We start from the raw sequence: 12,128 nt of genomic DNA on the forward strand, positions 1-12,128 counted from the left end.
TAATCTATTTTTATAATATAACAACCTCAAAAAAAAATCACTATCTTTTGAAGTGTTTTTTATTAATAATAATTATTCCGGTACTTTGATAATAAAAAGCACCCTATGATACTTTCAATAGGATGCTTCCATGTTATCTGCCGATTCAATTGAAGTTTAAACTTCACCTAAATAAGGGCTTATTACATACGCTTATTTGTTTTGCGCCAAATCCCTAATTTTTCTGCCTGTTTTATTAATTCATCATGAAAACTAGGATGCGAGATTTGAATAATTCTTTCCGCACGTTCCCATGTCGTTCTTCCAGCTAAATCAGCAATTCCCCATTCGGTAACTAAACAATGTGCTTGTGATCTAGGATTTGTTATTGCTGTACTTTCCATTAAACTCGGTACTAAACGCGATTTAAGTTCACCGGTTTTTTTATCAACAAACGTAGAGGTAAGCGCAATAAAACTCTTTCCACCATTAGACAAATATCCTCCCGTTACAAAATCTAACTGTCCTCCAGTGCCACTAATATGACGTTTACCAGCTGATTCTGAAGCAACCTGACCGTATAAATCTACTTCAATGCAATTATTAATTGTAATAAAGTGGTCAATTTGCGACATAACTGCTGGATCATTTACATAATTAATCGGATAAGACTCAATCTGTCTATTGTCTCTCACCCATTCATATAAATCATTGCTTCCCGCACAAAAAGAAAAAACACCTTTCCCCATATTAATATTCTTCTTTTTGTTTGTCATCTTTCCAGCCTTATCAATCACCATATAGGCATCTACCAGCATTTCCGTATGAAAACCAAGGTCCTCCAAATCCGATTCTGCAATCATTGTTCCTACCGCATTTGGCAATCCGCCAATGCCGAGCTGAATCGTAGCCCCATTAGGAATTTCCGCTGCAATAAGCGCTGCAATCTTAATTTCTTCTTTCGATATTTTCCCTGGATTAATGACCGGGATATCAGGATTATTCCCCTCAACAATAAAATCAATTTCACTAAGATGAATGGAGTTTTCTTTTCCTCCAATAACTCTCGGCAAATTCTCATTTACCTCAACAATAACAATTTTTGCTTTCTCAACAATGGCTTTCGTTGCTGAATTCGTAAAAGAAAAGTTAAAATTTCCATACTCATCCATCGGTGTAACCATAAGCATTGCCACATCAACATCTAAGCTCTTACGATAATGTAAAGGCTTGTTGCGATAAATCATCGGAATATAGTTACACAAACCTTTATCACTTAATTGCCGTTCAAGTCCACTAAAATGCCAGCTATTATAACAAAAATGTTCACGCTCAGGATCAGCATCAACCACAGCTAATGGAGCCATTCGTAGTCCGCCCCGAATTTTCACATCAAAAAGCTCCTCTTTTCTTAGTGCCAATGCCTGATCAAGCGCAACTGGCTGTCCCAAGCAAAAGCTATAATCTACCCAGTCTCCAGATTTCACAACTTTTACTGCTTCATCAGCAGATACTATTTTATTTTTGTACTCTTGTTTCAAACTCATAAAACCGCCTCCAAATCCTATCAAATTGGGGTGTGGTAATATTTCTGCTAACCTTTTTCTCTCCCTAATTTTCATTAAATTCTGATAATGCTAACAAAGATAATACAATCCCATAGATAGCGATTATTATACTATAAAGAATATTTTCTTTCTAGATAAAAATTTACCAGAATTAAAATTATTTTTCTGAATTAATGGTAACCCTATCGTTCACCCCAACTACACATTTTGATAATTCTAAAAAACTAATTTTCAATACCTACACGCGCTTCAATTCCATTAGTATAATAATGTTTTATCTCCTTCATCTCTGTAACCAGATCGGCTTTTTCAATTAATTCCTTAGACGCTTTGCGTCCTGTCAAAACAAGTTCAACAGAATCTAATTTATTTTGAATTAAAAAATCCAACTCACTCCCTGCAATTAATTCAAAATATACCGCTACAATGACTTCATCAAGAATAACAATATCATAATCGCCACTTTGTACTGCTTGCTTTGCCACTTCCATTCCTTCATGAATTAAAGTTACATATTCTTGCGGTGGAAAACCACTTTTAAAGACAACAATTTCTTCACCGATGACCTCCTCTTTCAATCGGTCAGATTCTTCTTTTTTAGCAATAAAAAAAGGTTTTCCAAACGTTTTAACCGTCAAATTTCTAGACAAATTGTTTAATATACAATGTTCACTATACGACTTGTTCTTCATAAATTGTAAGAAACAAACTCTTTTACCTGCGCCTAATGCTCGAATTGCTAGCCCTATTGCCGCAGTTGTTTTTCCTTTTCCATCACCAGTATAGACTTGAACATACCCTTTAAATTTCATGAACGCCCCTCCGTAAATAGTTTTACAATGACACTTCTATATATTAAGAATGAATCCTTTTTTTACTTAAACGATAATTTTTTATTTTAGCAATAATCATAAATATTTTAATATAATGATAAATAAACTAAGATTATCAAAATCTCAACTAAGAAATACAGTAGTATAGTTATGCTTTTAACAGTCATACTATTGAAGGGGTGATTTTTTTGTTAACACAAAAAGAAGTGAATCTATTAACAGACTTAAAAAAATGTGAAGAAGTTTGCGTTCAAAAATACAACAAATACGCTCAATCAGCTTCCTCACCATCATTAAAATCTTTATTCCAGCAAATCAGTCAAAAAGAGCAACAACATCTAAACAGCATTGATCAAATTCTAAATGGATCTGTACCAACTATAAATGCTAATAGTAGTAGTAATAATAATTCAAATACTTTACAGCAACCTTCTTCACAAGCCGCATACTACGATAATACAATGAACAAACAAAATGATGCTTATCTATGCTCAGATGCATTAACTACAGAAAAATATGTTTCCTCTGACTATAATATTTCTATTTTTGAATTCACCGAAAACAATATTAGGGATGTACTAAATCATATTCAAAAAGAAGAACAAGAACATGGAAAAGCTATTTATGATTATATGGCGCAAAACGGAATGTATAACTAAAGACTATTTAACTTAAAAATCTATAAAAAGAGTGTATGGTGTTCCTATGCAGTCGAAAGACTCATTGAACACTCTTACACTCTTTTTACTTAGAAAATCATTTACTATAGCTCTTGCAAATTTCTTTATAATTTATCATTAATAAATTTGAAAATTGTACCGTAATATCTATCCGCATCTACTTTTCTTGCATCAGCATGTTCTGCATTTTTCACCTTTAAAATTTCTTTTTCACAAGTTGCCACGCTATATAACTCATCTACCATAGATACAGGTGCGAGTTCATCATCTTCACCATGAATGAACAACGTTGGAATTTTTATTTTTCCCATGACTTTTATTGGTGCTGCATCCGATATAAAATAGCCTGCTTTTACCCTTCCAACACCATCGACAATATTCATAATCGGAAACGACGGTAAACCAAACATCTTTTCAAGTTGCATTATAAACATTGTATACGCACTAGTATAACCACAATCTTCAATTAAAACTTTAACTTGGCTAGGTACATCCTTTTCAACGGCCAACATAAGAGTTGCCGCTCCCATAGATACCCCATGTAATATAATTTTCGCCTGTGGGTCTTTCGCTATAATGTCATCAATCCATAGTTTAATATCATCACTTTCTAAAAACCCCATACTTAAATAAATTCCTTCACTTTTGCCACTTGCACGTAAATCTGGCGTTAATACATGATACCCTTCACTTAAATATTTTGTAGCAATATCCCAAACGCTATTTTGATCTCTACCATAACCATGAACAACAACCACCCATTTGTCACTAAAATCGTTAGGCACAAAGTGTGTCCCAACTAACTTTAATCCATCCAATGATACTATTGTCCATTCTTCTTTTACAACCGAAGGCTCATCTTGTTTTTTTACTCGTGGATCTAAAATTTGCATACAAGCAGCAGGTACCGCTGTTTTGTCCTGATCATTTCCTCTTTGCAAAGCAAAATTAATAAAGTAATTGCCTATGTATATTCCAATTGCTCCCAAAACAAAAAGAACTGCAATTATCCAAGCTAACATTTTCTTGTTTTTCACTTTCTACTCCTATTATTGTAAATATACTATTATGTTAAAATTCGAGCTAAAGCGACAAAAATCCTGCTAACTCTCCTTCACGATCATGATTAACATCGCACCTATTTCACAATATCCTTATAGGTAATCTAATAACTTCTGTATTCTCGTCTTCATCCTCTTCTTCATATCCGCAGTTTCAATTCCTTATAGGTAATCTAATAACACTGTATGGACGAGTCATTTATATTTATGAGACAGAATGTTTCAATTCCTTATAGGTAATCTAATAACTCACGTTACAATATCCATGAAGTTGTAAAACGAGTCCAGTTTCAATTCCTTATAGGTAATCTAATAACAAAGCCTGTCAAGGCTACAATTGTCGGAACTTTATATAAGTTTCAATTCCTTATAGGTAATCTAATAACCTCCTCGGAAATTCCAATAGGGGAACCGTGGCATGGGCAGTTTCAATTCCTTATAGGTAATCTAATAACTCCTTTGTTACTGCCGCCGTTAGTGCAGGTGTAAATGGTTTCAATTCCTTATAGGTAATCTAATAACTGTCACAAGGTCATCCGTATCATTATCCTCATACTTCTGTTTCAATTCCTTATAGGTAATCTAATAACGCAGAATTTCACCGTCAGTTCACTGAAAAGATGATGTTTCAATTCCTTATAGGTAATCTAATAACTTGAACCAACGAGAGCAATTATCTGTCCGGCATTGACGTTTCAATTCCTTATAGGTAATCTAACAACCGCATCTACTACAACTATTGAGCCAGGTTATGAATTGTTTCAATTCCTTATAGGTAATCTAATAACGAACTAATAACAGCAGTACAAACACCAAAGAAAGGAAGGTTTCAATTCCTTATAGGTAATCTAATAACAGAGATTGGGGAATATGAGTCTTTGGATTCCATTGAGTTTCAATTCCTTATAGGTAATCTAATAACCAGGATATTGAAAAACGTAAGGGAAATTCATATGCAAAGTTTCAATTCCTTATAGGTAATCTAATAACTCTATTAATTCATCATCAATTTGAACATTGAGACGTTGTTTCAATTCCTTATAGGTAATCTAATAACTCAAAAATAGCAAAAGCATCCTTAGAGGGCACATGTTTCAATTCCTTATAGGTAATCTAATAACGCATCTGATGGTGGTATCATGGTCAGCAAGATTGCTGGGTTTCAATTCCTTATAGGTAATCTAATAACACACAATTTCCAATACGCTCAATCCCTTTTGAGCGACTGCGTTTCAATTCCTTATAGGTAATCTAATAACCCGAGGTATTTATGTTTGCTTCGTCTACAGATGCATAAGTTTCAATTCCTTATAGGTAATCTAATAACCTAGTATTGTTGCAACAGAAGTTTCAAGGATATATTCAAGTTTCAATTCCTTATAGGTAATCTAATAACTTGAAACCAGTCCCTCTGAGGTACCCCTTATTTCAATGTTTCAATTCCTTATAGGTAATCTAATAACTTATAGTTGTGGGTATATCATAGACATCCTTAACGAGTTTCAATTCCTTATAGGTAATCTAATAACACCCTACCATCAATAATTAATTTAAATTCTAAATTGTTTCAATTCCTTATAGGTAATCTAATAACATAAAGGCTAGCGTAAACATATTAGTAGCTAGGGAGTTTCAATTCCTTATAGGTAATCTAATAACCGCCTGCAAAATCAAGATGTTGCATTTTGCTTGGGAGTTTCAATTCCTTATAGGTAATCTAATAACGCCTAAAAACCTTAAAAAAGATTGCTGAAATTCTTGAGTTTCAATTCCTTATAGGTAATCTAATAACCCAAATGTTGTTATGCTTATCTCATCACTCGCTTCTCCGTTTCAATTCCTTATAGGTAATCTAATAACAAAAAGATAATGGCATGTAGATTTCAATATTTTGAGTTTCAATTCCTTATAGGTAATCTAATAACAAGAGTACAGCGAAGAATTGCGCAGATTGAAGAAGGCGGTTTCAATTCCTTATAGGTAATCTAATAACTAAATAAGAAAGCGAGGTGAGAGAGGGATGGAAGAGTTTCAATTCCTTATAGGTAATCTAATAACTTACACATCGACCTTCTTCATCAGCCAGCAATGCTTTGTTTCAATTCCTTATAGGTAATCTAATAACACAGAAATTAAAAAGAAAAGGAAGAAGCTTATTTACATTGTTTCAATTCCTTATAGGTAATCTAATAACTGCACAAGAACCGGATAGCTTACTTTGGTTTGTTCGGTTTCAATTCCTTATAGGTAATCTAATAACATATCCACATCTTCGATATCTTGCGTGAAAATATTAGAGTTTCAATTCCTTATAGGTAATCTAATAACACCGCCAACACCATCAGCTTGACCACCTGTAACACCAATTTCAATTCCTTATAGGTAATCTAATAACAAACATGCTATTTTCATTTACAAACTTAGTTGCAGGGCGGTTTCAATTCCTTATAGGTAATCTAATAACATTTCCGCCACTCATCTACTCACCCAACCTTATGATCAGTTTCAATTCCTTATAGGTAATCTAATAACTAAAAAAAGTAGTGAAACGAGTGAAGAGCAAAAATCGGGTTTCAATTCCTTATAGGTAATCTAATAACCTATTTACATTAGTAGTCGAGCTGTTATCCTTGTTTATGGTTTCAATTCCTTATAGGTAATCTAATAACGATATTCAAAGAATGCCACTTTAATAAATGATGGAGGAAGTTTCAATTCCTTATAGGTAATCTAATAACCCATACATAACAAAATTATATTTACATTCTTTATAACCGTGTTTCAATTCCTTATAGGTAATCTAATAACGGGGGGCGATTGTATGAACGAGAAAAAGGCGGTTATGTTTCAATTCCTTATAGGTAATCTAATAACCCATATTATACATTAAAATTCTACTAAAATCACTAATATTTATGCAAAATCAACTTTTTCTGGCGAAATTTTATTTTTAATTTTATTTCAATCAAAAAATCTCATACAAAAAGTCGTCGACCCCTAGGTGTTTTTACACTATCTATGGTCGACGACTTTTTTCTTGCATACTTTTTTAATTTTTATTCATTACGTTACAATATATTACCCGTTTCGCACCTTTCTACACCTAATATGGTTCTGGAGTAATATCTTGTCGTTCGCATATTATAAATAATAACCGAATCTTGCTCTTTTATAATATGATTCAATTCTATCATCAATTTTTTATAATTGCCATCTGATATTTCTCCTTCAAAGACTGAGTTTTGTACCCAATTAAGATATTGACGACATTTTTTTAATACCTTTGCCACTCGTTTTACGTGAATATCATAAACTAGTATTACAAACAAAATCATCACCTCTACTACCACTTAGCAACAAATGGCTCATATGTTTTTTCTCCCATAATGTGCTTTTCAATTTTGTATAATTCCAATCGAATTAGCCGACGATATGATACAGATTTCCCAATCTCTCGATGTTGAATCGTCGTTTTTAATTTTTCTTCCCAATTTTCAATAAAACATTTCTTCCCCTTCTCTTTTAAAATAATCCCTTCTGTATCGTTAACGAAATCTTTCTTGGTAATCATCTTTTTTGCGATACAACTAAAGATAATTCTATCTACTAAAATAGGCTTAAAAATTTCAGCAACATCTAAGTTAAGCGAAAATCTACGAAAATTGGTACTATGTAAATACCCGATACGTGGATCTAAATGCGTTTTATAAATTTCACTTAAACAAACAGTATATGCTAACGTATTGCCAAAGCTAATCAACGTATTTAAATAATTCTTCGGAGGTCGACGCGTTCGCTCCTGAAATACAAAATCTTTGTCATCGATAATCGTATCAAACGCCTTATAATAGGTTTCACGAATATTCCCTTCTATCGCCATGAGTTCTGGAATCGTTTCTGAACTTTCAATACTCGGGAATAACTTTTCAACTACTTCTAAAATTTCCGCTAACTCGCGTCCACGGTTCAAATAATATTTCAGAATCTGACGAATATTTTTCGCCGCCCCACCAACAAATAATTTTGCCAACTCTAATCGTTTCGCTTCATCCATATAAAATTCAGCCTGTTTTAAAATCGTATACCCTGAATTCAAATGTTCCCGTGGATAAAAGCTCCCCATATAATAGCCATAATAATTAAAATAGTGCAAAATAATTTCTTTTTGCGATAACAATTCCACAAGCGCTTTATTAAAATTCACTTCCCCAAATACCATAATTTCGCCAACATCTTCAACCGGCAAAAACCTTCTGCCCTCTGCCGTTTCAAAAAATATCGTATTATCTTTACGTTGCAAAACTCCATCCGAGAAAAAATATAGCGTCTTTTTCATCACTTATCCCCCTTAGCACCAACAAAATTCCGCATATGCACAATTACGGCAAAACTTCTGTTTTTCCGGTGGCAATGGTTTTTCTTCATTTAAAATGACTGAAATATCTTCTGTTACTTTTGACAGCTCCGCTTCCGTTTGTGCATCAAGGACAACTTCTTCCCGAATTTTCTCTTTGGGAAATCTTAATTCACCCTTAGCCTCTATGCCTCGTTCCTTTAATTTACTCATATAAAATGCCAATTGCATCCTGGCGCTTTGCTTATAACGCGAGCTTTTCTTCACTTCACTAATGCAAAATTTCCCGTCAGCTAGTTCCAGAACATCAATTTTGATGTTATCAACAACGATTTCTTTTTTCTCACGACCATACGAATATTCTGCAATACTCTTACCAATCAACACATTATCATTTTCTTGATCTGGCACAATTTGACGCCCCATAAGCCAGACTTCACGCTTGCAAATATAGTAATACCAAATCAAGGTTCCATTTACCTTAACGTCCATTTCTATCCCTCCCCGATAAAAAATCCCGACGGTTTTTAGTAACCATCGGGATTTTCATCAATAAACAAACGCTTGCGGGCTCTCTGTCATAAATCCCGTCTCATTATAATAATTTTTTACTTCATCTAATTGTACGACATACCAATCCAGCTTGACTCTATGTACATCGGCAAATTTACACGGTATATTCTTAGCTAAATTCGTCACTCGAACATCCACCGTATAGCGACTCAATTCCGTAAGGAGTTGTTTTAATTTTGCTTTTTGTGCAAAATCTAAATGTCCTGCTTCTAATAACTGTGCATATTCTTCTGCTTTTTCCTGCACTTGCGCTGTTTGGGTAATCAAAACCGTTTTAATATTATCTTGATTTTCAATCAGCGAAAAATCACGAATCGCTAGGCAGTCCTTTACCTCTGTTTTATACTCCAATATGTGCATCGCCTGATAAATCTGCCGTTCATGTTGCTCCGATTTAGCAATTCGCTGATAATACTGTTTAATCAAAGACAAATATTTATCTTCACCGATACTTTCGCATGCTTTTAGCATTTTACTCGTTTCTTGCCTTGGGTACTGGTCATAAACAGATTTTGCACTCCCTGTATCAAATACATATAACGGCAGATACTCCCCTTTATCACCAGCTCGATTGACTCTGCCGGCAACTTGAATAATCGATTCTAATGGTGCTAAATCTCGATACCCAATATCAAAATCCAAATCAACCCCGGCTTCAATCGTCTGCGTTGACACTAAAACAAACGGCACTTTCTGCTTTAATAAAGCTTTTGCTTCTTTGATTACCGCTTTTCTATCGACAGGAATTAAATTTGTCGATAGGTAAAGCACTTGATACTCTTCCTTTAACAGTTGATAAACTTCGATGCTCTGCCGAATCGTATTAACTACTACCAATGCGGATTGATCCTCTTCTTTCGTCGCTTTGATAAATTCCACAAGCGCTTCATTATCTTCGACCTTATCAAAGACGGGAATAATCTTCGTTCGCTTTAAATCATCATAATATTCCTGATAGTTCGGCAACAATTCATAGGTCTGCATAGGATTGTCCTTAGGCAAAAACCGATTTGCCATAGTTACAATTTCCGGCTGCGTTGCGGTCATTAAAATAAACCGAGTTCCATAAAAATCCGCCAAATGCTGAATCACCGCCCCTAATAGCGGCGCATAGTAAAATGGAATCGTTTGCACCTCATCTAAGATGACAACACTGCCCGCCAATTTGTGAAGCTTTATCAATCGCTTATTCTTATCCGTTAAAATAGATTCAAAAAATTGCACGAAGGTAGTAATCACGACTGGACTTTCCCACGCTGACATTAACAGCAGTTTTTTCTGCAAATCAGTCTCATGCCCAGATTTATTTTCCGCCGTAGCATTCAAATCCGCCCCACTATAATGCACCAATACATCAGCAAAAAATGCTTCATAATCTATTTTCGTCTGCTCCAAAATATTGATAAACGGCAATGCTGTAATAATTTGTCCGCGGCACTGATAAAGCTTTTGCATCCGCTCCATAATCTTTAATCCCGCACAAATACTCGTCAAAGTCTTACCTGTTCCCGTCGGTGCAGTCAATTGAAAAATCCGCGTTTTATCAAACTCTTCATCCGTTAACGCATCCACTTTCTCTAGTACACTACGCCGAATCGTTTCCCGCTTTTCATTTACTGCCATAGCTTGCTGATTTTTTTCTCGAATATAGCGTTCGATATCAGCCAGCTTAGTCGTATTCACGCTTTCTTTTTTGTCTAATCCGGCAGAATTTAATTTATCTGCCCAAATCAGCTTAGAAAAAATATATTGCAATAAGAAAAACGTTTCTACACCATTCATCGATAAATTTCGTTTACTTCTTATATAGCTAACATTATCTTGTATAAACTTTTGATATACAGCTAAATCAAAAGTTGTGCTTAATTTCTCCTTATACTCTGGATAAGCTTCAATTTGCTGACAAATATCTTCGTACTGATTAGTAAGCTGGGAAAACAAGTTATTCTCTGTTACGATATCATTGTTCAAATCGCCATGATGTTTAGCGATTGCCAGCATTGCTAAATAGCCGTCAATCTCTCTGGCTTTATAATTTGTACTAAACACCCCTGCTGAAATCAACGCATGATCTTTTTCATGTCCACCTTTATCCGTTTTGAGATACCGTTGAAAACTCTTCATGATTTTGCCGACATCATGATAGTAGCCTGTCTGGGACAACAGTTGCTTCAATCTATCATTGGACGAACATTTAAAATGAAGAGGAGAAATATTCTCCCCCATCTTCTCTGCTACTACTTCAAGATGCTCTGCTAACGCTTGTCCGCTTTGAGAAGTTTTATCGTAATGTGCATAAAGCAACGCAATCACTCCAAAAATACAATATTTTCTTTTGCATCCATTACATAATACGGTGCAGCTTGTTTTAAAATCAATGACAATGCGGTATCTTCCAAGTTAAATAAAATTTCTTTACGTGAACCTTCCGTAATCAACCGATGTTCATCGAATTCCGTAATCGTTTCTTCCTTAAAAAAATTGCTACAGTTTTCTTTTTCCAAACAAATCTTTTCGATTCTAGCTAAAGCAACTGCACTACGAATCGCGATAACAGCATCATCACTGAAGCGTTTTTCTAATTCCACTATTTTCCCCTGACTAATCCACCCCAAACATTGTGCACTTCCCAAGGCAACACTAATTCCTTGCGACAAATAAGCCTGCGAAGGCAAACAAAGCATTGCTGTTAATTTTTCCATCACACTTCTATCTTCATGATAAAAAATCACTTCATAACAGATATTTTCACTTTGTATATTTTTCGGCACGACAAACTCTGTGTGATTCTGCGTACGATTTAAGCCTGCTCCATTTAAATGATTTAAGCTTTCCACCTTTAACAAATTCAGGGTCTGCGTGATTTTCTTTAGCGGTGATTTTACGCACAAAGCAACTTTGCAGCGTTTATCGGAAAACTCTTCATAATAACTGTCACGTTCATACCCCAATAAACCAGCAATGATTCCCTTTATCGTCACCACAGGTGGAACTAAATGTGAAAGTGCAGTTGAATTGCTATAATATTTTCTAAAATGTGCCATCTTGCCGTTAAGGCAAAAGGAAATCGCCTGCATGAC

Annotated in this window: 9 protein-coding genes and 1 CRISPR repeat array; of the genes, 1 reads left to right on the forward strand and 8 read right to left on the reverse strand. The window is 34.6% G+C overall.

Going from position 1 to position 12,128, the window contains the following annotated elements:
- Positions 1–182: 182 nt before the first annotated feature.
- On the reverse strand, positions 183–1,526 hold the full coding sequence (locus ACWZFG_RS08820; protein ID WP_177505649.1) for an acetyl-CoA hydrolase/transferase family protein: 1,344 nt from the start codon (positions 1,524–1,526) through the stop codon (positions 183–185).
- 245 nt (positions 1,527–1,771) lie between these two features.
- Positions 1,772–2,359 (reverse strand): cob(I)yrinic acid a,c-diamide adenosyltransferase, encoded by a 588-nt coding sequence (locus ACWZFG_RS08825; protein ID WP_418627451.1) that lies wholly within the window; start codon positions 2,357–2,359, stop codon positions 1,772–1,774.
- A gap of 209 nt (positions 2,360–2,568) precedes the next feature.
- Between ACWZFG_RS08825 and ACWZFG_RS08830 the strand changes: the two genes are divergently transcribed.
- Positions 2,569–3,039: a spore coat protein gene (locus ACWZFG_RS08830; protein ID WP_418627452.1), complete on the forward strand. Its 471-nt coding sequence runs from the start codon at positions 2,569–2,571 to the stop codon at positions 3,037–3,039.
- Positions 3,040–3,164: 125 nt separating this feature from the next.
- On the opposite strand, the gene ACWZFG_RS08835 is transcribed toward ACWZFG_RS08830, so the two are convergent.
- The 6 genes from ACWZFG_RS08835 to cas5 form a co-directional block, all read right to left on the reverse strand.
- Entirely contained in the window at positions 3,165–4,097 is a 933-nt protein-coding gene (locus tag ACWZFG_RS08835; RefSeq protein WP_418627453.1) for an alpha/beta hydrolase, read from the reverse strand.
- Positions 4,098–4,272: 175 nt separating this feature from the next.
- Positions 4,273–6,995: a CRISPR direct-repeat array (repeat unit 30 nt; unit sequence GTTTCAATTCCTTATAGGTAATCTAATAAC).
- 194 nt (positions 6,996–7,189) lie between these two features.
- Positions 7,190–7,450, reverse strand: a complete 261-nt coding sequence (gene cas2, locus ACWZFG_RS08840; RefSeq protein WP_177506128.1) for a CRISPR-associated endonuclease Cas2 — start codon at positions 7,448–7,450, stop codon at positions 7,190–7,192.
- 14 nt (positions 7,451–7,464) lie between these two features.
- Positions 7,465–8,457 carry a type I-B CRISPR-associated endonuclease Cas1b gene (gene cas1b / locus ACWZFG_RS08845; protein WP_177506127.1) on the reverse strand — a complete coding sequence of 331 codons (993 nt, stop codon included), beginning with the start codon at positions 8,455–8,457 and terminating at the stop codon, positions 7,465–7,467.
- A gap of 12 nt (positions 8,458–8,469) precedes the next feature.
- Positions 8,470–8,967 carry a CRISPR-associated protein Cas4 gene (cas4, locus tag ACWZFG_RS08850; RefSeq protein ID WP_177506126.1) on the reverse strand — a complete coding sequence of 166 codons (498 nt, stop codon included), beginning with the start codon at positions 8,965–8,967 and terminating at the stop codon, positions 8,470–8,472.
- Positions 8,968–9,024: 57 nt separating this feature from the next.
- Positions 9,025–11,352: a CRISPR-associated helicase Cas3' gene (gene cas3 / locus ACWZFG_RS08855; protein ID WP_177506125.1), complete on the reverse strand. Its 2,328-nt coding sequence runs from the start codon at positions 11,350–11,352 to the stop codon at positions 9,025–9,027.
- A 5-nt stretch (positions 11,353–11,357) separates the two neighbouring features.
- Complete coding sequence (gene cas5 / locus ACWZFG_RS08860; protein WP_455577441.1) at positions 11,358–12,125, reverse strand: CRISPR-associated protein Cas5; 768 nt, start codon at positions 12,123–12,125, stop codon at positions 11,358–11,360.
- Positions 12,126–12,128: the final 3 nt, after the last annotated feature.

This window comes from Anaerosinus sp. (assembly GCF_965318445.1).

Bases quoted from the DNA above. Each gene is read 5' to 3' on its own strand.
- ACWZFG_RS08820 (WP_177505649.1), bottom strand. From the start codon at position 1,526: ATGAGTTTGAAACAAGAGTACAAAAATAAAATAGTATCTGCTGATGAA.
- ACWZFG_RS08825 (WP_418627451.1), bottom strand. From the start codon at position 2,359: ATGAAATTTAAAGGGTATGTTCAAGTCTATACTGGTGATGGAAAAGGA.
- cas1b (WP_177506127.1), bottom strand. From the start codon at position 8,457: ATGAAAAAGACGCTATATTTTTTCTCGGATGGAGTTTTGCAACGTAAA.
- cas4 (WP_177506126.1), bottom strand. From the start codon at position 8,967: ATGGACGTTAAGGTAAATGGAACCTTGATTTGGTATTACTATATTTGC.
- cas5 (WP_455577441.1), bottom strand. From the start codon at position 12,125: ATGCAGGCGATTTCCTTTTGCCTTAACGGCAAGATGGCACATTTTAGA.